The organism is Rhodanobacter sp. UC4443_H10, assembly GCF_052978325.1.
Window position 1 is genome coordinate 1,364,906 of sequence record NZ_CM129668.1, and the last position, 21,641, is coordinate 1,386,546.

The window sequence follows — 21,641 nt, forward strand, 5'->3', positions numbered from 1 at the left end:
CCGTGTTGGGACACTGAGGGCGTGGGTTCTTCACACCTCCAAATCTACGCCGATTTATCCCCACCTTGGATATCGCACGGGGCTAAGGGCTGTTTACACCCGGGTTTGATGATGGTTGGACGGGTCGGTGGTGCCGCGTGGTGGGGCAGGTAGGGTGGAGCGCCCCACCAGGTCGACCCAAATCCGATGTGCACGGGCCAACCATGCGGATCATCCCTTGTTGCCCAACTTTTCCATGGTTCAATGACTGCAGCTCCGGCGCCCATCCCGACGACTCGTCTGGTTCAAGGCCTCTCATTGGTTTTTCACGAAGAAGAACTTGGACACCCCAGGGCACCGACATGCGCACTCCTCATCAACCTGGACGCTACCTGGACACCAATTTGTCCCCTCCAAGCCACGGACGCGCGAAAAGCACACGAAATCACCCAAACTGTACAAAAATACCAAAAGCCAAAATATTGAAATGATTGATAAAAATGACAAAGAAGCGCACGCTGGTTGGTTGGCTGCTCATTCTCCTTCCATGCGCCAGTACCTCGCCGCCAAGGCCGAGCACCCGGACGTGCTGCTGTTCTTCCGCATGGGCGATTTCTACGAGCTGTTCTACGACGATGCGCGCAAGGCGGCGCGGCTGCTCGACATCACGCTGACCCAGCGCGGGCAATCGGCCGGTGCGCCGATCCCGATGGCCGGCGTGCCATACCACGCGGCGGAGAACTACCTGGCGCGGCTGGTGCGCCTGGGCGAGTCGGTGGCGATCTGCGAGCAGATGGGTGACCCGGCACTGGCCAAGGGCATCGTCGAGCGCAAGGTGGTGCGCGTGGTCACCCCCGGCACGGTGACCGATGCCGCGCTGCTGGAGGAACGCCGCGACAACCTGCTGCTGGCGATCGCCGCCGGCGCGCGCGGCGATTACGGGCTGGCCTGGGTCGATCTTTCCAGCGGCCGTTTCCTGCTCAGCGAAGTGCCCAGCGCCGAGGCGCTGGCCGCCGAGCTGGCACGGTTGCAGCCGGCCGAGACCCTGGTCGGCGAAGACGTGGCCTGGCCGAAGCTGGTCAGCGCCCTGCCCGGCCTGCGCAAGCGTCCGCCGTGGCATTTCGACAGCGACGCGGCGCAGCGCGAACTGAACCGTTTCTTCGGCACCCACGACCTCGGCGGTTTCGGCGTGGACAAGCTGCCGCTGGCCGTGGCCGCCGCCGGTTGTTTGCTCGGCTACCTCGAGGAAACCCAGAAGAGCGCGCTGCCGCACCTCACCGGCATGGCCGTGGAAAGTGCCAGCGAGACGATCGCGCTGGACGCGGCCACGCGGCGCAACCTGGAGCTGGACACCCACCCGAGCGGGCGCACCGAACACACCTTGCTCGGCGTGCTCGACGAGACGGTGACGCCGATGGGGGCGCGAGCGCTGCGCCGCTGGCTGAACCGGCCGCTGCGGGCGCGCGAACTGCTGCGCCAGCGCCACCAGGCGATCGGCGCGCTGATCGACAATCGCCGTTACGACAACCTGCGCGAACAGCTGCGCGGCATAGGCGACCTCGAACGCATCCTCGCCCGCGTGGCGCTGCGCTCGGCGCGCCCGCGCGACCTGTCGACGCTGCGCGACGGCTTGCTGGCCGCGCCGGAGCTGCGGGCGCGCATCGCGGATCTGGACAGCCCGCTGCTGCACGCCCTGGTCGAACGTATCGGCGACCACGCCGACAGCGCCGCGCTGCTCGCCCGCGCCGTGGTCGAACAGCCGCCGGTACTGCAGCGCGACGGCGGTGTGATCGCCGACGGCTACGACGCCGAGCTCGACGAACTGCGCCGGCTGTCCACCCACGCCGACCAATTCCTGGTCGAGCTGGAGGAACGCGAGAAGGCCGCCAGCGGCATCACCACGCTGAAGGTCGGCTACAACCGCGTGCACGGCTACTACATCGAGATCACCAAGGCGCAGTCGGACAAGGCGCCCACGCACTACACGCGCCGGCAGACCACCAAGAACGCCGAGCGCTACATCACCGAGGAACTGAAGGCGTTCGAGGACAAGGTGCTGTCGGCGAAGGAACGCTCGCTGATGCGCGAGCGCGCGCTGTACGAGGCGCTGCTCGACACGCTCACCGAGAAACTCGAACCGCTGAAAACCGCCGCCGCCGCGATGGCCGAACTGGACGTGCTGGCCACCCTGGCCGAGCGCGCCGAAGCGCTCGACTGGAGCGCACCGCAGCTCACCGACGAACCGGGCATCGCGATCGAGCGCGGCCGCCACCCGGTGGTCGAGAAAGTCCGCGACGAGCCGTTCGAGCCGAACGACCTGAAGCTCGACGACACCCGCCGCATGCTGGTGATCACCGGCCCGAACATGGGCGGCAAGTCCACCTACATGCGCCAGAACGCGCTGATCGTGCTGCTTGCGCACATCGGCAGCTACGTGCCGGCGGCCAGCGCGGTGATCGGCCCGATCGACCGCATCTTCACCCGCATCGGCGCCGGCGACGATCTTTCGCGTGGCCAGTCCACCTTCATGGTGGAGATGAGCGAGACGGCGAACATCCTGCACAACGCCACCGCCGACAGCCTCGTGCTGATGGACGAGGTCGGCCGCGGCACCAGCACCTACGACGGTCTGGCGCTGGCCCGCGCCGCCGCCGTGCACCTGGCGCGGCACTGTCGCGCGTACACCTTGTTCGCCACGCATTATTTCGAGCTGACCGAACTGGCCGGCGAGTTCCCGGCGATCGCCAACGTGCACCTGGATGCGGTGGAGCTGCACGACCAGAAGCGCGGCGAGCAGCTGGTGTTCATGCACGCAGTGAAGGACGGCCCGGCCAACCGCAGCTTCGGTCTCCAGGTGGCCGCGCTGGCCGGCCTGCCGAAATCGGTGATCGCCGATGCGAAGCGCACGCTGGCCGAACTCGAACGCGGCATGCACCGGCACGCCAGCGCAGCGCCCTCCGCTGAAGTTTCGCCGCAACTGGGATTGTTTGCGCCGGCGCAACCCTCGGCCGCCCAGCGCGAGCTGGAACGCATCGATCCGGATACGCTGACGCCGCGCGAAGCGCTGGAAGCCCTGTACCGGCTGAAATCGCTGGACTGAGCCGGCGCGCTGTCAAGCCACGCGATGCAGCGGCAGCGGCGCCTCGGTCGTTCCCGGCGTCCCGGCATCGGGCATGGCGATGTCGGGAATGCCGTCCAGCGCCTCCGCCGACAAGGCAGACAGCAGCGTGTTCTCCGCCACCGAGGTATCGCGGGCGGGCAACCGCCCGGCGGCCACCAGGCTGCCGATGCGCTCGTACACATCGTCGCGGTCGAACGGCTTTTTCATGAAGTCGTCCGCACCGTAACGCTGCAGGTAGAACTGCTCGGTGGCCTGCTGGTTGCCGCTGATCATGATGATCGGGATGTCGCGCGTGGCCGGATCGTGGCGAAGCGCGCGCAGCACGCTGAAACCGTTCATGCCGGGCATCACCACGTCGAGGAAGATCAGCGCCGGCAACTCGCTGCGCGCCAGCTCGATCGCCGCCGCGCCGTCGGCCGCCTTCAACGGGTGGTAGCCATCCTGGCTGAGCATCTTGCCGAGCACGGCGCAGATCGTGGGCGAATCGTCCACTACCAGCATGCGCGCGCCCTGCGTGGTCTGCACGTGTTGCGGCTCGACCGCATGCCCGCCCAGCAGGCGCTTGATGAAGCCGATGCCACTGATGCGTGCCAGTCCGTCCATGCCTTCTCCCCGGGTCGTGAGTGGTGCGCGCGGGGCGCACTCGTGGATACGTCGCGCATGCTCGCGCAGAGCGACGCAGCAATGTGCGACGCAGTACTCAGCCTGAACTTGTCAGCGCAAGTCCTTGATCTTCCGCAATTGCCGGCGCGCCTGCTTGTCGGGTCGATGTGCCGGATGATCGAGTGCCGCGCCGCTCAGGCGACGCTGTTCGCGCAATACCTCGGCGGCCTCGCGGCTGGCTTCGGTTTCCCGATACAGCCATTGCGCCTCGCTGGCCGGCCCGCGCCGCCAGGCCAGCGCGAGCACGTCCAGTTCCAGTCGCTCGTGCCCGCGATTGACCTGCATTCGATCGCCGACATGCACGGCGCGGGAAGGCTTGCAGCGCGCGCCATCGAGTTCCACGCGCCCGGCCTCGATCGCCGCGCGGGCGAGGCCACGGGTCTTGAAGAAGCGTGCCGCCCACAGCCAGATGTCGAGACGCAGCTCGCCGCGTTCCTCGGGCATGCCGTTCAGTTCGTTTCGCCCGGAGGCGGCACCAGGTCCTGCGGATCGGGCATGGCGATGTCCGGAATGGCCGCCTGCTCGTCGGCGCTGAGCACCGGCTCGGCCGCCGCCACCGGCACGCTGGTGCGCGGTCGCACCACCAGGCGGCCGGACTGGGTCAGGTGCTGCAGGCGCGCAAACACCTCGCCGCGGCCGAACGGCTTTTTCATGAAGTCGTCGGCGCCGAATCGCTGCACGTAGAACTGCTCGGTGGCCTGCAGGTTGCCGCTGATCATCACGATCGGGATGTCGTGGGTGAGCGCTTCGCGGCGCAACGCGCGCAGCACGGCGAAGCCGTTCATGCCGGGCATCACGATGTCCAGGAAAATCAGGTCGGGCAATTCGTTGCGGGCCAGCTCGATCGCGCTCTCGCCGTCGGCCGCCTTGAACACCACGTGGCCGTCCTGGGTGAGCATCTTGCCCAGCACCGCGCGAATGGTCGGCGAGTCGTCGACCACCAGGATGTGCGCTTCCTTGGGCACGCCACTGCGCGGCACGGCACGACGTTCGCCGTGTTCGTTGCCGAAAATCCGCCGTATCAGCTCAAAGCCGGACATGACGCGAGCCCCTTCCCCCGGGAAATCCCCGCCCAGTCTCGACGCAGCGCGGCCGCGACGCAAGCGTCCGCACCGCGTCGCTCACCACGCCGCGCCGACCATCAGATAGTTGGCCAGCGGGACGGTCAGCAGCGACAGCACGATGCCCGCGCCCAGCACGGTGTTGGCCAGCGCCGGGTCGAGCTCGTACTCGTCGGCCAGGATCGCCGCCGACACCATCGGCGCCATCGCCGCCTGCAGCACGCCCACCGTGAGCACCAGGCCCTCCACGCCCGCCGCCGTGCCCATCAGCCAGCACAGCAGCGGCGCCAGCAGCAGCTTCCAGCCCAACCCCCAGGCGGCCGCGCCGAGCTGACGCTGGCCGGGATGGAACTTGAACTGCAAACCGACCGAGAACAGCGCCAGCGGCGTCAGCGTGGCCCCGATCGGCGCGAACACCCCGTCGAGCCACTCCGGCCAGCCACCGAGGCGGCCCACCACGATGCCCAGCAACAAGGCCAGGAACGGCGGAAACGAAAACACGCGGCGCAGCATCGGGCGCAGCTGCGGCGTGCGTCCGGAATAAAGCGACGCCACCACGATGCCCGCCGACGCCAGCACCGGAAACGCGCCCAGCTGATCGGCGACCACGGCCAGCGCCAGGCCGGCCTTGCCGTGCAGCGCCTGCACCATCGGATAACCCATGTAGGCGGTGTTGCCCAGCCCGCACACCAGGATCAGCGAACCGGTGCGCTGCCGCGACCAGCCCAGCCGCGGGCCGAGCAGGCCGAACAGCAACCAGGCGCCGCCGAAGGTGAGCCACATCGCGGCCACCACGAACCACAGGTCGGCGTTGAACTTCAGCTTCGGGATCAGCTCCAGCACCAGCGCCGCCAGCGCCACGTTCAGCACCCACCAGTTGATGCCTTGCACGATGCCCGCCGGCGGCCGCGCGAAACGCGCCACCACGACGCCGAGCAGCAGGCAGACGAACAGCAGCAGCAAGGCACTCATGGGATGCGCACGGACCCGGGCAAAGAGCGTCATTAGACGCGAAAAACACCGTCGGCCGAAAGGCGCAGCGGCTGGGCGATAATCGTGCCGATGCCAAAGCCGACCGCCCCTGCAGACCCCGATCACCTCGTGCACGGCCTGGCCGGCGACGATATCGCTCCCGACTGGCCGGCTCTCGTCGCGCCGGAACTGCAGGTGCTGCTGAGCCGCTTTCCGCAAACCGGCGCCTTGCGGCGAGTCGTCTGGCACAGTCCGCGCCCGCTCTCGGCGGCCTGTCTGGTCGACACCGAAGCCGGCACGCTGTTCGTCAAGCGCCATCATCAACGGGTGCGCTCGGCCGCCACGCTGACGGAGGAACACCGCTACATCGCGCACCTGCGCCAGCACGGACTGCCGCTGGCCGACGTGTTGCGCGACGCCGACGGCGACACCGCCATCGCCATCGGCGACTGGGTCTACGAAGTGCATCGGCGCGCCGCGGGCATCGACCTGTACCGCGAGCTGGTCTCGTGGCAGCCATTGCCGAACCCGTTCCACGCGCGCCGCGCCGGCCGCATGCTGGCGCGGCTGCACGACGCCGGCGCCGACTACGCGGCGCCCCAGCGCAGCACCCACATTCTGGTGGCACGCAGCGAGCTGATCGCCGCTGCCGATCCGGTGGCGGCACTGGAATCGCAGTTGCCGCAGCGACCCGGCCTCGCCGATTACTTGCGCGGCCGGCCCTGGCAGCGCGAGTTCGCCGACCTGCTCGCGCCATGGCACGCGCGCCTGCAGCCAGCGCTGGCCCGGCAACCACGGCTGTGGACGCACGGCGACTGGCACGTCTCCAACCTCTGCTGGAGCGGCAGCGGCGACGACGCCGACATCACCGCCGTGCTCGATTTCGGCCTGGCCGCGGCGAACTGCGCGCTGTTCGACCTCGCCACCGCGATCGAGCGCAATGCGGTCGCATGGCTGGCGCTGGATACCGGTGCGGCGGCGATCCATCCGTCCATCGCCCGCGCGCTGATCGAGGGTTATCGGGAAATCCGCCCACTCGCCCGCGACGACCTGCAACTGCTGGCCGACCTGCTGCCGCTGGTGCACGTGGATTTCGCTCTGTCCGAAGTGGAGTACTTCCACGCAATCACGCAATCGACTGCGAGCGCCGACGTTGCCTACGACACCTTTTTGCGCGGCCATGCGGCGTGGTTCCGCACATCCGCCGGGCAGGCTCTGTTGCAAACCATCCGCGCCCTTGCCACCGGCGCGCAGGGCGATTCGGCAGGCCGCGCCCATTCGTGTTTCAATACGCATTCTTGAAGCGGGGGTGCCCGGCAAAACGCCGGGCTGAGAGAGTCCCTTGGAACCTGATCCGGTCAATACCGGCGTAGGGAGCTTGCAGAGTCGGATCGTTCTCGCGAACGTACCGGTTCGCCGTCGCTTCGTCCGCTACCCGAAGACGACGACGATGACCCGCACTCCCCTCGCCCTGGCCCTGCTTGCCGCCCTTGCCGCCACCGGCGCGGCCGCCACCGGCAGCGCCACCCCGCAACCCGATACCCCGCAGGCCGTCGACCTGGCCACCGTGCACGTGCGCGGACAGGCGCCGGAGCACCCGCGCGACAGCGGCCTCGACAGCTACGGCCGCGCCACGCTGCACGACACGCCGGCGTCGATCACCGTGGTGGCGCGCCAGCAGCTGGACGACCGGCAGATCCGCACGCTCAGCGAACTGGCCCGCGAGGATGCCGCGCTGGGCGACAACTACGCGCCGGTCGGCTACTACCAGGACATCGCGATCCGCGGCTACGTGCTGGACCCCGCTACCGGCTTTCGCAGCAACGGCCTGACCATCGCCGGCGAGCAGAAGGTGCCGCTGGAAGACGTGCAGCAGGTGCAGATCCTGAAAGGCCTGGCTGGCCTGGAAGCCGGCGTGATGGAGCCCGGCGGCGTGGTCAATTACGTCAGCAAGCGGCCGGCCGACGTGCGCAGCGTCACCCTGGGCACCGATTCGCACGGCTCGCGCCACGTCGCAGTCGACGTCGGCGGCTGGCTCACGCCGCAGTTCGGCGTGCGCGTCAACGCGGCCCACGAGGACATCCATTCGTATGTGCACCACGCCAACGGCCGACGCAGCATGCTGGCGCTGGCGGCGGACTGGAAGATCAGCGAGCGCACCACGCTGGAGCTGGACGGCAACTACCAGACCAGCGGCCAGCGTTCGGTGTCGGGCTACCAGTTGCTCGGCGGCACGACGCTGCCGGCGCACCCGGACGCCACGCGCATGCTGGGCTATCAGCCGTGGCAGCAGCCGGTGGGTATCCAGTCGTCCAACAGCAGCGTGCGCATCGAGCATGCCTTCAGCGACGACTGGCACCTGCGCTTCGCCGGCGGCCACAGCCGCAGCGTGATCGACGACAACGTAGCGTTCGCCTACGGCTGCTTCTACGCCAGCGAATGCGCCGACGGCAGCGTGCCCGGCTGGTTCTTCGCGCCCAACGGCGACTACGACATCTATGATTTCCGCAGCCCCGACGACACCCGCGTCAGCGACGAGGCCCGCGCCGTGCTCGAAGGTCGTTTCGCCACCGGCGCGCTGAGCCACGAGCTGAGCCTCGGCGCCAGCGCGTTCCGCCGCACCATCGACCGCCGCGCCTATGTCTACGACTACGTCGGCACCGGCAACATCGACCAGGCCGACCCACCCATCTTCGCGCCCTCGCCGAACCAGCCCGGCCCTTCGGTGCGCCGGCTCACCAGTTGGCAGCATTCGCTGTTCGCGCTGGATCGCGTGCACCTGGGCGAGCGCTGGCAGCTGATCGCCGGCGCCCGACTGGCACGCCTGCACGAGCGCAGCTACGACGACAGCGGTGCGCCCGAGCGCACCACCCGCTTGCGCAAGGCGTTGCCGCAGGCCGCCGTGTTGTGGCAGCCGAACGCACCGACCACCGTATACCTGAGCTACAGCGAAGGCCTGTCGCTGGGCATCGAGGCGCCGTACTGGACCAGCAACGGCGGCAGCACGCTGGGGCCGCGGCTGTCGCGCCAGCTCGAAGCCGGCGTCAAGCTGCAGGCCACCGATGCGCTGGCGCTGAGCGGCGCGCTCTACCGCATCCACCAGCCCGGCCAGTTCGCCCGGCCGGACGGCACGCCCGAGGGATTCACCTTCGTGCAGCAAGGCGATGAAGTGCATACGGGTGTCGAGCTGGGCGCGAACGGCCGGCTCGGCGACAACCTGCGCGTGATCGCCAGCGCCAGCGTCATCCAGGCCCGCGCCGAAGGCAGCGGCACGCCCGCGTACGAGGGCCACCAGTTGACCAACGTGCCGCGCCTGCGTGCCGCCGTATTCCTCGACTACCGCCTGCCGTCCGCACCGGCACTGAGCCTGCTCGGCGGCTGGCGCCACGCGTCGGCCAACGTCGCCACGCCCGATGGCGCCGTGCGCGTACCGTCGTACGACGTGTTCGACGCCGGCCTGCGCTACACCACGCCGTGGCGCGGCCACGCGCTGACCTGGCGGTTGTCGGTGGACAACGTGTTCAACCACTTCTACTGGCGCGACACCGGCTCGGCCGGCGGCGATCGCTACCTGTTCCCGGCTGCGCCGCGGCTGGCGCGGCTCTCCGTCAGCTACGACTTCCAGTGATCTGGATCGAACTCGCCGGCGCGCTGATCAGCGCCTGGGCCGTCTGGCTCACCGCCAGGCGGCGGCCCTGGTGCTGGCCGGTCGGGCTGGTGTCGGTGCTGGTCTACGGCTGGATCTTCATCGACGCCAGGCTGTATTCCGACGCCCTGCTGCAGCTCGCCTTCGCCGGCCTGATCGTCTACGGCTGGCGACGCTGGCTGCAGAACCTGGACGACGACGGTCGCGTCCAGCTCGCCCCGCTGCCGCTGATGCAGGCGATCGTCCACCTGACCATCGGTACCGTCGCGGCCTTGCTGCTCGGCTATTCGATGCATCGCTGGACCGATGCCGCGCTGCCCTGGCTGGACGCGGCACTCACCGCCTTCAGCCTGGTCGCGCAGTGGTGGCAGGGCCGCCGCCACATCGCGGCGTGGTGGCTGTGGATTGCGGTGGACGTGATCTATGTCGGCGAATACATCTACAAGCACCTGCTGATCACCTCGGTGCTCTACGCCGGCTTCGTGGTGCTGGCGGCGATCGGCTTGCGCGCGTGGCGGCAAGCCGGGCGCGCCGCTGCGGCGGCTTGATTTCACGGCACATGGTGCCCGTCGGGGCACAATGGGCGATTCCGCAACCATGACGAAACAGCATGCCCGACCTGTCCCGTTTTCCGATCACCGCGCGCTGGCCCGCGCGGCACCCCGAACGCATCCAGCTGTATTCGCTCAACACGCCCAACGGCGTGAAAGCGTCGATCATGCTGGAGGAAACCGGGTTGCCGTACGAGCCGCACCTGGTCGACATCACCAACGACGAAAGCCACACGCCGGAGTTCCTGTCGATCAACCCCAACGGCAAGATTCCCGCGATCATCGACCCCGACGGCCCCGGCAGCGAGCCGCTGGCGCTGTTCGAATCCGGCGCCATCCTGCTGTACCTGGCCGACAAGACCGGCGGCTTCATTCCCGCCGAACCCGCGCGGCGCTGGGAGTGCATCCAGTGGGTGTTCTTCCAGATGGCGTCGATCGGCCCGATGTTCGGCCAGCTCGGTTACTTCAACAAGTTCGCCGGCAGGGAGATCGCCGACAAGCGCCCGCGCGAGCGCTACGCCAACGAATCGAAACGACTGCTCGCCGTACTCGAGGCTCGCCTCGCGGGCCGCGACTGGATCATGGGCGACGACTACGGCATCGCCGACATCGCCACGCTGGGCTGGGTGAACAACCTGATCACCTTCTACGAGGCGCGCGAGCTGGTCGACTACGACCGCCTCGTGCACGTGCCCGCCTGGCTGGAGCGCGGCATGGCGCGGCCGGCGGTGGCGCGCGGCCTGCAGATCCCGCGGCGCGGCTGAACCGGGCGCCTGCGGGCTGGACGAAGGTACGCGCCGGGGGCAAGCTTCCAGTCACGCGGCATCCAGTCGCGCTGCCGCAAAGTGGCCATCACCATGAACGACTCGATCGCCTCATCGTTGCTGCCTGGCCTGGCGCTGGCCTTGTGGTTGCTGGCCCCGGCGGCCGGCGCCCAGAACATCTACAAGTGCCCGCAGGCCGGCGGCGGCGTAGCCTATACCGATCACCCCTGTGCCGACGGCAAGGGCCAGCTGCTGCACCAGGCCGACGACAGCGAGGTGATCGACCGCTACCTGCGCCTGGGCCAGCACGACCTCGCCAGGCAGTACGCCCACGCGCGCCATCTCGACGCGTTGTACGAGGAGCGCGTGGCCGCCTATCGGCAGGCGCAGGAGGACGCCGAACAACGCCGCTACGACGAGGCCCTCGCCGCGCAGCAGCGCGAGGATGCCGCGCGCCGGCAGGCGCAGCTCGACCAGGAGGCCGAGCGCAACCAGTTGCAGGTCGAGAACGACACCCTGCGCCAGCAGAACGACCAGTATCGCGAGGCGTTGTCCCAGCCGGTGGACGACTACGCGCCGCTCTACTGGGGGGCGCCGGCGCCGCCGTATCGACACCGCCCGCACGACCACGACGGCGATCACGGCCATCGCTGGACGCCGCCCCCACCGCCGACCTACCAGCCGTGCACGCAACTCGCCGGCGGCCGGGTGCAGTGCTGAGGCCGCATCCGGACCACCGCCGCCGCTGAGGCGCGCAGGCGCCCGATTCAGCGCGCCGCTTGCGGTATGTCGGCACCCTGGCGGCGAACCCCCGGATCGTCCAGATGCTCGGCCTTCCACACCATCGCGCGATGGATGCGCTGCCAGCCACTGGGATGGTCGAAGAACAGGAACTCCTCGACCGGACCGGGATGCATCTTGCGGTACTCGGACAACTGCACCGCGACATGCGCAAAACCATCCGGCTGGCGTGCCGCGTTCAGGCCGAACGCGTCGGCCTCGGCCTCCATGCTGCGGGTGATGGTGTTGTTCACCGGCGTCATGAAGAACATGAAGATCGCGAACAGCGCCGCGATCAGCGGCAAGCCCGCCACGTCGCCCACGTCGCGCAACTGCCAGCGTTCGCCCCAGCGCCGCTGCGCCCAGCCGAAGCCCCAGCGCACGAAGGCGAAGCCGATCACGATGATGACGCCGAAGAACACGATGCCCTTGTAGATGTGGTTGAGCACGTAGTGGCCCATCTCGTGCCCGAGCACGGCCTTGATCTCTTCCGGCGAGCTGCGCTTGAGCAGGTTGTCGTTGAGGCTGATGCGGGTGGTGCCGAACATGCCGCTGACGTTGGCGCTGATGCGCTTGCTCTGCCGCGAGGCGTCGAACCAGTACACGTCCGAGGCGGGGATGCCGTTGGCGCGCGCCATCGACAGGACCTGCTCCTTCAGCGGGCTCTCCGGCAGCGACTGGTAGGTATTGAACAGCGGCGAGATGTAGACCGGCGCGATGGTGGCCATGAACATCACGAACACGATGGCCACCCCCGCGCCCCACAACCACCAGGTGCGCGTGGCGCGCCGGATCACCGCATAGATCAGCACCAGCGCCAGCGTGCCGAAGATCAGCCCCACCGCCAGCCCCTTGGCCTGCTCGCCCAGCCAGCCGCCGAGGCCCAGATTCGACAAGCCGTACTGGTGCTCGCGGAAATAACCTTCGTACAGCGCCCACGGCAGGGTCAGCACGGTCGTCAGCACGATGTACTGGATCGCGTAGATCGCCGTCTGCAGCCAGCGCCAGCGGGTGAGTCGCTCGGCGAGGTTGCGCATGCGCGCCGAGAGCCGCGTGCCGAGCAGCAGCCACGCCACGCCCAGGGCCACCAGCAGATCCCAGCCGGTCAGCCAGTAACCGCCCTCGAAGTAGGCATCGGAATTGGCCCGCTGCGCCGGCGTCAGCTCGGCCATGTAGGCCTGGGTGGCAGCATCGGCGTCGAACGCCGCCGCCGCGGAAACCGCCGGCGCCGGGGCCGCTGCGGTGGACGAAGGTATTGCTTGCGCGTGGATCGCGCCGACGACAAACCATGCAAGCAGCAGCACGCCGATCAGCTTCTTCATGACTCCCCCATCCCCATGTGGAGCCAGCACGCTAACCCAATCGCCGGAAGCCCGCCACCACGCCCGTCGCCGCGCCGGTCGCCTACAATGCGGGACACGACCCGCCGGATCGATCCATGCCCCCGCTCCGCCTCAAACGCTATCTGCTGACCGGCCTGCTGACCTTCATCCCGTTGTGGGTGACCTGGCTGGTATTCAATTTCGTGCTGGGCGTGCTGGCCGGGATCGGCGCGCCGATGGTCGAGGCCCTGCTCGGCACGCTGGCGCTGGTGGCACCGCGTGCCGCCGAGTCGTTGAAGATGGAATGGCTCACCTACATCGCCGCCCTGCTGATCACACTGGGCTCGCTGTACCTGCTCGGCTTCGTGGCAAACCGGGTGATCGGCCAGCGCTTCCTCAATGCCTTCGACAACCTGCTCGCGCGCATCCCGCTGGTGCAGACCATCTACGGCGGCACCAAGAAGCTGATGGCGGTACTGCAGAACAAGCCCAGCGGCATGCAGCGCGTGGTGCTGGTGGACTTTCCGCGGCGCGGCATGAAAGTGGTGGGCTTCGTGACCCGGGTGATGATCGAGGAAGGCAGTGGCCGGGAGATCGCCGCGGTGTACATCCCGACCACGCCCAACCCCACCGGCGGCTATCTGGAACTGGTGCCGGTGGACGAGCTCGTCCCCACCGACTGGACCATGGACCAGGCCATGGCCTTCATCATTTCCGGCGGCGCGGTGGCGCCGGACAGCCTGCCGGCCGCGCCGGTCCGGCACGCCCTCAGCCCCTCACCCCCTGACCTTTGACACTGTCTGGCCCCTGTCGATTGGCCTAGCGTGAACGGCTGCGTCCGCGCGCCCGGGGAGCCTTTTGCGCGCGGCCATGTCCGCAACCTCAAACCGTCCAGATCCACCCATCGAGGGATATCCATGACCAAGCAGTACCTGAAGCCCCTGGCCCTTGCGGTCAGCCTGGCCCTGACCGTGAGCGCCTGCGGCAAGCAGGATGCCACCCCGGCCGATGCACCGGCGCCGACCGCCAGCACCGCACCGGCCGCCGCCGGCAGCACCGCGGCCGTCGACAGCAAGAGCATCTTCGACGTCAGCGAGCTGGGTGCGCCGGCCGAGGCGTGCACGGACTTCGACCAGTTCGTCAATGCCAAGTGGGTCGCCGCCAACCCGATCCCGAACGACCGCACCCGCTGGGGCGCGTTCGACAAGCTGGCCGAGGACAGCCTCAACACCCAGCACACGATCGTCGAGAACGCCGCCAAGGGCGCCGACCAGGCTGCCGCCGGCTCGATCGAGCAGAAGATCGGCAACCTGTACAAGTCGGGCATGGACGAGGCCGCCATCGACAAGGCCGGCTTCGACCCGATCAAGCCCAAGCTGGCCGAGATCGATCAGCTGAAGAACGGCAACGACGTGGCCGCCTTCCTCGACAAGAGCTTCGCCCAGGGCGACATGCTGGTGTTCCAGTTCGGCGCCGGCGCCGACTTCAAGCACGCCGAAACGCAGATCGGCTACACCTTCCAGGATGGCCTGGGCCTGCCCACCAAGGACTACTACACCGACCCGAAGCATGCCGACCTGCGCAAGGCCTACCTCGACTACATCGCCAAGACGCTGGAGCTGACCGGCGTGTCCGCCGCCGACGCCAAGGCACAGGCCGACCAGGTGATGGCGTTCGAGACCAGCCTGGCCGCCGCCTCGCTGGCGCCGGTCGAACTGCGCACCCCGGAAAACCAGTACCACTTCGTGAGCGTGGCCGAAGCGGACAAGATCACCCCGCACTTCAGCTGGGAGAACTTCTTCAAGGCCCAGGGCGTGACCATCGACAAGGGCTTCTCGCTGTCGCAGCCGAAGTTCTTCGCCGAGTTCGACAAGCTGCTGGCCAGCGCGCCGGCCAGCCAGTGGCAGGCGTACCTGCGCTTCCACACCATCGACGGCGCCGCCGATGCGCTGAGCAAGCCGTTCCGCGACAACCGCTTCGCCTTCTACGGCAAGACCCTCTCCGGCCAGCCGGAGCAGAAGCCGCGCTGGAAGCAGGTGCTGAATGCGGTCAACGGCTCGATGGGCATGGCGCTGGGCGAGCTGTACGTCAAGCAGGAGTTCACCCCCGAGGCCAAGCAGCGCGCCGAGGAACTGGTCACCAACATCCGCAACGCGCTGAAGGCGCGCATCCAGAACCTCGACTGGATGAGCGACGAAACCAAGGCCAAGGCGATCGCCAAGTGGGAAACCTTCCTGCCCAAGATCGGCTACCCGGACAAGTTCCGCAGCTGGGACGGCCTGACCATCGTGCCGGACAACTACTACGCCAACCTCGAAGCAGCGTCGAAGTTCAACTACGACTACGACATCGCCAAGATCGGCAAGCCGACCGACCGCAAGGAATGGGGCATGACCCCGCAGACGGTCAACGCGTACTACAACCCCACCGACAACACGATCAACTTCCCGGCCGCGATCCTGCAGCCGCCGTTCTTCGATGCCAAGGCCGACGACGCGATCAATTACGGCGGCATCGGCGCGGTGATCGGTCACGAAGCCAGCCACGGCTTCGACGACGAAGGCAGCCAGTTCGACGGCGCCGGCAACAACGTGAACTGGTGGAGCAAGGCCGACCGCGCCAAGTTCGACGCCCGCACGGCCAAGCTGGTGCAGCAGTTCAACGACTACACGCCGATCAAGGACAAACCCGACGCGCACGTCAACGGCAAGCTGACCCTGGGCGAGAACATCGCCGACCTGGGCGGCCTCAACGTCGCCTACGACGCCTTGCAGGTGGCGCTGAAGCAGCACCCGGCCGAAGCCACGCAGAAGATCGACGGCTACACCCAGGACCAGCGCTTCTTCCTCAACTGGGCGCGTGTGTGGCGCGGCAACATCCGCGAGCAGCAGGCGCTGCTGCGGCTGAACACCGACCCGCACGCCCCGGCCCCGCTGCGCGCGATCGGTGCGCCGTCCAACATGCCGGCGTTCGCGGCGGCGTTCCAGTGCAAGCCGGGCGACGCGATGGTGCGTCCGGCCGACAAGCAGGTGAAGATCTGGTAACCGCGCTCGTCGCAGCCGCTTGAGAACCGGGGCCCCGCATGCGAATGCGGGGCCCTTTTGCATGCCGGCCCCTGACCTTTGACACTGTTTGACCCATGACGTTTGGCCTAGCGTGAATCGGCATGGCCACGGCCTTGCCGGCCGTCGAACACCGGCCATCCGGACACCCACGCAACGCCTGCGGGCGAACCATCCATGGAGGCAATCCGCATGACCAAGACCCTTCTGAAACCGCTCGCGCTCGCCGTCAGCGCCGCGCTGGCGCTCACCGCGTGCGGCAAGCAGGAACCTGCCAACACGCCGGCGACTCCGGCCGACGCAGCCAGCGCGGCCCCCGCATCCAGCAGCGCCGTCACGGCGGCAGCACCCAGCGTGTTCGACATCAGCGAGCTGGGCCAGGCCGCCGAGGCGTGCGCCGACTTCAACCAGTTCGTCAACGCCAAGTGGATCGCCGCCAACCCGATCCCGGCCGACCAGACCGTGTGGGGCTCGTTCAACCTGCTGCGCGAGAAGAGCCTGTCCGACCAGCACGCGCTGGTCGACGCGGCCGACAAGAACGCCGACAGCGCCGCGCCCGGTTCGATCGAGCAGAAGATCGGCTGGCTGTACCGCTCCAGCATGAACATGGACGCGCGCAACAAGGCCGGCTTCGAGCCGCTCAAGCCCTACCTGGCGAAGATCGACGCGCTGAAGTCGAACAAGGACATCCCCGCCTGGCTCAACCAGTCCTTCGCCAAGGGCGACAGCGCGGTGTTCCGCTTCGGCGCGCGCGCGGATTACAAGAACGCCAGCATGCAGATCGCCTACGCGGTGCAGGGCGGCCTGGGCCTGCCCACCCCGGACTACTACACCGATGCCAAGTACAAGGACGTGCGCGCCGAGTACGTGAAATACCTGGCCAAGCTGTTCGAGCTCACCGGCACGCCGGCCAAGGACGCGGCCACCCAGGCCGACCTGGCCATGAAGTTCGAGACCGAGCTGGCCAGGCACTCCATCCCGCGGGTGGAGATGCGCAAGCCGGAGAACCAGTACCACTTCGTCACCGTGGCCGAGGCGAACAAGGTCACTCCGCATTTCGACTGGAACGATTTCTTCAAGGCGCAGGGCGTCACCATCGACAAGGGCTTCTCGCTTTCGCAGCCGAAGTTCTTCGCCGAAATGGACAAGCTGCTGGCCAGCGCGCCATTGGCCCAGTGGAAGGCCTATCTGACCGCCCACACGATCTCCGGCGCGGCCGACGTGTTGTCCGAGCCGTTCGTCGACGCCCGTTTCGATTTCTACGACAAGACCCTGCGCGGCCAGCCCGAGCAGAAACCGCAGTGGAAGCGCTCGCTGAGCGCGGTCAACGATGCCATGGGGCAGGCGCTGGGCCAGTTGTACGTGGCCAAGTATTTCCCGCCGGAAGCCAAGCAGCGTGCCGAGGAACTGGTCACCAACATCCGCAACGCGTTGAAGGCGCGCATCCAGAACCTCGACTGGATGAGCGACGAAACCAAGGCCAAGGCGATCGCCAAGTGGGAAACCTTCCTGCCCAAGATCGGCTATCCCGAAAAGTGGCGCAGCTGGGACGGCCTGAAGATCACCGCGGACAACTACTTCGCCAACATGGAGGCGGCGCAGCAGTTCGACCATGACTACGACATCGCCAAGATCGGCCAGCCGACCGACCGCCAGGAATGGTTCATGACGCCGCAGACGGTCAACGCGTACTACAACCCCACCGACAACACGATCAACTTCCCGGCCGCGATCCTGCAGCCGCCGTTCTTCTATGCCAAGGGCGACGACGCGATCAACTACGGCGGCATCGGCGCGGTGATCGGCCACGAGGCCAGCCACGGCTTCGACGACCAGGGCAGCCAGTTCGACGGCAGCGGCAACCTGGACAACTGGTGGACGGACGCCGACAAGAAGCAGTTCGACGAGCGCGCGCAGAAGCTGGTCGACCAGTTCGACAACTACGCGCCGCTGCCCGACCACCCGGACCTGCACGTCAACGGCAAGCTGACCCTGGGCGAGAACATCGCCGACCTGGGTGGCCTCAACATCGCCTACGACGCGCTGCAGACCGCGCTGAAGAATCAGCCGGCCGAGGCCACGCAGAAGATCGACGGCTACACCGAGGATCAGCGCTTCTTCCTCAACTGGGCGCGCGTGTGGCGTGGCAGCATCCGCGACAAGGCGCAGATGGTCTACCTCAACGCCGATCCGCATTCGCCGATGAAGTTCCGCGCGATCGGCGCGCCGTCCAACATGCCGGCGTTCGCCCAGGCGTTCCAGTGCAAGACCGGCGACGCGATGGTTCGCCCGGCCGACAAGCAGGTGAAGATCTGGTAACCGCCGGCGCGGCGGCAGGCGCAACGCCTCGCCGCCGCAGCCGAACATCGACAAGCAGGAAACACGAGGCCCCACACGCTGCTGCGGGGCCTCTCGCTGTGTGATGCCTGTCGTTGGCGAATGGGCCTTGTTGCCTCGACGAGTTATTGCAAATCATTCTCATTGGCAATATCGTGTGCGCCTTCACGGCCACCGCCGTCACTCCATTCGATCGACGGCGATGGCTGTCGCGCGTGCGGGACGGGGACCGGCCTGATTCCACACGACGCACAGGACCCCGCATGAGCCCGATCAAGAGCAGGAAACACCCCACCCGCCGCGCCCTCCCCGCGATGGCGCCCGGGTTGCTGACCACCGCCCTCCTCGGCAGCCTGGCCCTCGCCCCCGCGCATGCCGCCACGCCCGCCGACGCGGCTGCCGCGGACGCCCCGCTGGTCGCGCAGGCGCGCAACCTGCCGCGCGTGCAGGTGCGAGGCAGCGTCGGCGTCGACTACCGCATCGACGAGCTCTCGTCGAACAAGTTCACCCAGCCGCTGCTGGACACCACGCAGACCATCAGCGTCATCGGCCGCGACCTGATCCAGCAGCAAGGCGCCACCACGCTTTCCGAGGCGTTGCGCAACAGCCCCGGCGTGGGCACCTTCTACGCCGGCGAAAACGGCGCCACCAGCACCGGCGACACGATGTACATGCGCGGCTTCGACAGCTCAGGCAGCATCTTCGTCGACGGCGTGCGTGACCTCGGCTCGGTCTCGCGCGACGTGTTCAACATCGAGCAGATCGAAGTCACCAAGGGCCCGGACGGCACCGAATACGGCCGCACCGCGCCGACCGGCGCGATCAACATGGTCAGCAAGCGCCCGCAGCTGGACAACGCCATCTCCGGCTCGCTGGGTTACGGCAGCGCCAGCCAGCAACGTGCCACCGCGGACTGGAACCAGGCGATCGGCGAAGACGCTGCCTTCCGCCTCAACGTGATGGGCCAGGACAGCGGCGTGCCGGGGCGCGACCGGGTGCAGAACAACCGCTGGGGCGTGGCGCCGTCGCTGGGCCTCGGCCTGGGCAGCGCCACCCGGACCTATCTCGACTACCTGCACGTGAAGCACGACAACGTGCCCGATGGCGGCGTCTCCACCATCGGCCTGCCCGGCTACGCCAGTCCCGATCCGACGCGGCCGTTCCTGTCCGACGCCGCTGCGGTCGACCCGCACAACTTCTACGGCACCCGGCAGGACCACGACGACGTGCAGGTCGACATGTTCACCGCGATCGTCGAACACGATTTCTCCGATCACCTCGCCGTGCACGACACCTTGCGCTGGGGCCGCACGCGCCAGGATTACCTGCTCACCTCGTTCACGGCCACCGCGGCGCACCTGTCGACGCCGGACCCGGATGACCCCTCGACCTGGACGGTGGCGCGCAGCAACCCGACCTTCAAGCACCAGACCAACCGCATCCTCACCAACCAGACCAACCTCGCCGCCAGCTTCGACACCGGCGCGGTCGGCCACGACCTCAGCGCCGGCATCGAGCTCAGCCGCGAGCAAGCCGCGACGCAGGGCATTGCCCCGCTCTCCGGCAGCACCTGGCCCCCGGCAAACCTGTACCGGCCCGACCCCGACCAGGGCGGCCTGGCCTACGCCCGCAACGGTGCCCACGGCAACGGCAAGACCGATACCGTCGCGGCCTACCTGTTCGACACGCTCAAATTCGGCGAGCGCTGGCAACTCAACGCCGGCGCGCGGCTGGACCATTACCGCACGCGGTTCGTCAGCACCGACGTCTGCGGCGGCCGGCGCGGCCCGGCCTGCGGCAGTCACCCGGCCGGGACGGTGCTGCCCAGCGTGGACGCGCGCCTCTCCGGCAACCTGCCCAATTACAAACTCGGCGTGCTGTTCAAGCCCGTCGCCGCCGGCAGCATCTACGCCAACTTCGCCATGTCGCAGGAGCCACCGGGCGGCAACACGCTTACCCTCAGCAACGCGTCGAACAGTGCCGACAATCCCGACCTCGACCCCCAGCGCGCGCGCACCGTCGAGCTGGGCACGAAGTGGAGCGTGCTGGGCGACAGGCTGCTGCTGACCGGTGCGCTGTACCGCACCACGGTCAGCAACGACCTGGTGCAGGACCCGACCGATGGCCTGTACTACCAGGTCGGCAGGAAGCGCGTGCAAGGCGTGGAGATCGGCGCGGTCGGCAGGATCACCGACCGCTGGGCGGTGAGCACCGGCTATACCCGCATGGACGCCAAGGTCATCCGCGGCAGCGCGGTGACCAGCGACGGCTCCGCCGATCTGCCGTACACGCCGACCAGCGCGTTCACCGCGTGGACCACATACCGGCTGCCGTTCAACCTCACCCTCGGCGGCGGCGCACGCCATGCCGGCGGGATGAAGCGCGGCAGCGACGGCGCGGTCGGCACGCCGGCCTTCACCCGCGGCTACTGGGTATTCGACGCGATGGCCAGCCTCGAGGTGAACACGCACCTCGACCTGCAGCTCAATGTCTACAATGTCTTCGACAAGCACTACATCGCGGCGATCAACAAGAGCGGCTACCGCTACACGCCGGCCATGCCGCGCTCGGCGATGCTCACCGCGCAGTTGCGCTTTTGACCCGCCGACCCACGCCACCACTTCCCGCGGGTGACCCATGCTGCTGCACATTCCCGGTGTACTGAGCGCCGAACAGATCAGGCGGATGCGCGAGTCGCTCGACGCGGCGCCGTGGGTCGACGGCCGCGAAACGGTGGGTGCGCAGGGCGCGCGGGTCAAGCACAACCAGCAACTGCCTGACGCCTCGCCGCTGCGTCGGCAACTGGGCGAAACGGTGCTGGCGGCGCTGGCCGCGCAACCGCTGTTCCACGCCGCCACGCTGCCGCTGCGCATCCTGCCGCCACGCTTCAACCGCTATGCCGACGGCGGCCAGTACGGCTTCCACGTCGACGGCGCGGTGATGGCCCTCCCCGATGGCGGCGGGCAAATGCGCAGCGACGTCTCGTGCACGCTGTTCCTCGGCGAACCGGACGAGTACGAGGGCGGCGAACTGATCGTCAGCGACACCTACGGCGAGCACGAGGTGAAACTGCCGGCCGGCGACCTGATCGTCTACCCGTCCAGCAGCCTGCACCGGGTGGCCCCGGTGACTCGCGGCGCGCGGGTGGCCTCGTTCTTCTGGGTGCAAAGCCTGGTGCGTGACGACAGCCAGCGCCGGCTGTTGTTCGAGCTGGACACCTCGGTCCAGGCATTGACCCGCACCGGCGCCGACCACGCCGCCGTGCTGCAACTCACCGGCGTCTACCACAACCTGCTGCGGCAGTGGTCCGTCACCTGATCGTCGCAGCGGTTCCCTCGGCGCGGCGCACGGCGGATAATCGTCGACCCCCGACGCCGATGGCT

Annotated in this window: 16 protein-coding genes and 1 riboswitch; of the genes, 11 read left to right on the forward strand and 5 right to left on the reverse strand. The window is 68.1% G+C overall.

All coding sequences use genetic code 11. The annotated features are described in order from the left end of the window. Positions 1 to 526 precede the first annotated feature (526 nt). On the forward strand, positions 527 to 3,079 hold the full coding sequence (mutS, locus tag ACVCMB_RS06540; protein WP_447106467.1) for a DNA mismatch repair protein MutS: 2,553 nt from the start codon (positions 527 to 529) through the stop codon (positions 3,077 to 3,079). Positions 3,080 to 3,091: 12 nt separating this feature from the next. On the opposite strand, the gene ACVCMB_RS06545 is transcribed toward mutS, so the two are convergent. The 4 genes from ACVCMB_RS06545 to ACVCMB_RS06560 form a co-directional block, all read right to left on the reverse strand. After that, the gene (locus ACVCMB_RS06545; RefSeq protein WP_395119598.1) at positions 3,092 to 3,703 is read right to left on the reverse strand and encodes a response regulator; all 612 of its coding nucleotides are present in this window, start codon (positions 3,701 to 3,703) and stop codon (positions 3,092 to 3,094) included. Positions 3,704 to 3,814: 111 nt separating this feature from the next. After that, positions 3,815 to 4,207, reverse strand: coding sequence for an RNA-binding S4 domain-containing protein (locus ACVCMB_RS06550; RefSeq protein WP_447106468.1), 393 nt, complete (start codon positions 4,205 to 4,207; stop codon positions 3,815 to 3,817). Positions 4,208 to 4,212: 5 nt separating this feature from the next. Beyond that, positions 4,213 to 4,803 (reverse strand): response regulator, encoded by a 591-nt coding sequence (locus tag ACVCMB_RS06555; RefSeq protein ID WP_447100003.1) that lies wholly within the window; start codon positions 4,801 to 4,803, stop codon positions 4,213 to 4,215. An 81-nt stretch (positions 4,804 to 4,884) separates the two neighbouring features. Beyond that, positions 4,885 to 5,796, reverse strand: coding sequence for an AEC family transporter (locus tag ACVCMB_RS06560; protein WP_447106469.1), 912 nt, complete (start codon positions 5,794 to 5,796; stop codon positions 4,885 to 4,887). A gap of 90 nt (positions 5,797 to 5,886) precedes the next feature. Here ACVCMB_RS06560 and ACVCMB_RS06565 point away from each other — a divergent pair, with 90 nt between their 5' ends. From ACVCMB_RS06565 to ACVCMB_RS06585, 5 genes are all read left to right on the forward strand, one after another. After that, positions 5,887 to 7,098: a phosphotransferase enzyme family protein gene (locus ACVCMB_RS06565; RefSeq protein ID WP_447106470.1), complete on the forward strand. Its 1,212-nt coding sequence runs from the start codon at positions 5,887 to 5,889 to the stop codon at positions 7,096 to 7,098. Then, positions 7,092 to 7,189, forward strand: a riboswitch (TPP riboswitch). Its footprint overlaps the gene before it by 7 nt. Before the next feature lie 57 nt (positions 7,190 to 7,246). Next, positions 7,247 to 9,424: a TonB-dependent siderophore receptor gene (locus ACVCMB_RS06570; protein WP_447106471.1), complete on the forward strand. Its 2,178-nt coding sequence runs from the start codon at positions 7,247 to 7,249 to the stop codon at positions 9,422 to 9,424. Next, complete coding sequence (pnuC, locus tag ACVCMB_RS06575; protein ID WP_395119604.1) at positions 9,421 to 9,990, forward strand: nicotinamide riboside transporter PnuC; 570 nt, start codon at positions 9,421 to 9,423, stop codon at positions 9,988 to 9,990. The genes ACVCMB_RS06570 and pnuC overlap by 4 nt, the downstream gene beginning before the upstream one ends. 62 nt (positions 9,991 to 10,052) lie before the next feature. Next, positions 10,053 to 10,757, forward strand: coding sequence for a glutathione S-transferase N-terminal domain-containing protein (locus ACVCMB_RS06580; protein WP_447106472.1), 705 nt, complete (start codon positions 10,053 to 10,055; stop codon positions 10,755 to 10,757). Between the two features lie 93 nt (positions 10,758 to 10,850). Next, on the forward strand, positions 10,851 to 11,477 hold the full coding sequence (locus ACVCMB_RS06585) for a DUF4124 domain-containing protein (protein ID WP_447098423.1): 627 nt from the start codon (positions 10,851 to 10,853) through the stop codon (positions 11,475 to 11,477). Positions 11,478 to 11,524: 47 nt separating this feature from the next. Here the strand turns inward: ACVCMB_RS06585 and ACVCMB_RS06590 are convergent, their stop codons facing one another. Then, positions 11,525 to 12,859, reverse strand: coding sequence for a M48 family metallopeptidase (locus tag ACVCMB_RS06590; protein WP_395119607.1), 1,335 nt, complete (start codon positions 12,857 to 12,859; stop codon positions 11,525 to 11,527). A 116-nt stretch (positions 12,860 to 12,975) separates the two neighbouring features. Here ACVCMB_RS06590 and ACVCMB_RS06595 point away from each other — a divergent pair, with 116 nt between their 5' ends. The 5 genes from ACVCMB_RS06595 (at position 12,976) to ACVCMB_RS06615 (ending at position 21,576) form a co-directional block, all read left to right on the forward strand. Continuing rightward, positions 12,976 to 13,653, forward strand: a complete 678-nt coding sequence (locus tag ACVCMB_RS06595) for a DUF502 domain-containing protein (protein ID WP_395119608.1) — start codon at positions 12,976 to 12,978, stop codon at positions 13,651 to 13,653. 123 nt (positions 13,654 to 13,776) lie between these two features. After that, positions 13,777 to 15,903 (forward strand): M13 family metallopeptidase, encoded by a 2,127-nt coding sequence (locus ACVCMB_RS06600; RefSeq protein ID WP_447106473.1) that lies wholly within the window; start codon positions 13,777 to 13,779, stop codon positions 15,901 to 15,903. A 210-nt stretch (positions 15,904 to 16,113) separates the two neighbouring features. Further along, positions 16,114 to 18,240, forward strand: a complete 2,127-nt coding sequence (locus ACVCMB_RS06605; protein ID WP_447106474.1) for a M13 family metallopeptidase — start codon at positions 16,114 to 16,116, stop codon at positions 18,238 to 18,240. Positions 18,241 to 18,521: 281 nt separating this feature from the next. Further along, complete coding sequence (locus ACVCMB_RS06610; protein WP_447106475.1) at positions 18,522 to 20,858, forward strand: catecholate siderophore receptor Fiu; 2,337 nt, start codon at positions 18,522 to 18,524, stop codon at positions 20,856 to 20,858. A 37-nt stretch (positions 20,859 to 20,895) separates the two neighbouring features. Then, positions 20,896 to 21,576, forward strand: a complete 681-nt coding sequence (locus ACVCMB_RS06615) for a Fe2+-dependent dioxygenase (protein WP_395119611.1) — start codon at positions 20,896 to 20,898, stop codon at positions 21,574 to 21,576. Positions 21,577 to 21,641: the final 65 nt, after the last annotated feature.